General features: G+C 61.5%; 1 pseudogene. It reads right to left on the bottom strand.

Annotated elements, in window-relative coordinates:
* Positions 1-322, bottom strand: a pseudogene (locus THS27_RS27135) (hypothetical protein); the annotation flags it as partial.

Genomic DNA, 322 nt, shown 5'->3' on the forward strand with positions numbered 1-322 from the left:
GTGTTGCCACGGCCATTTTGTTTTGCATCGCGCGGGCTGGGGCGGGTTACCAGGGTGCTCATATCCAGCCCGGCCAGGTCGGCAGGGAAACGGGTGGGCGGTGTCACGGTATCACCGGTGATAAAGGCACCAAACCCCTCGCTTGACAGCGGCTGGGTAACACCGTTTAGCGACGTCAGTTCAACCGCCCCGGGGCGAGATCCTGAATCGTTTCGGCCCGCCCCCGGACCAAGGTTAACCACGCCAACAATTGGCCCGGTTGTGGTGGTGGAACCCAATTGTTGCCGGGCAAATTGTTGGGTTGAGGGCGACCAGCTGTTGG

The sequence above is a fragment of the Thalassospira sp. MCCC 1A01428 genome, assembly GCF_002115825.1.
Lineage (GTDB): Bacteria > Pseudomonadota > Alphaproteobacteria > Rhodospirillales > Thalassospiraceae > Thalassospira.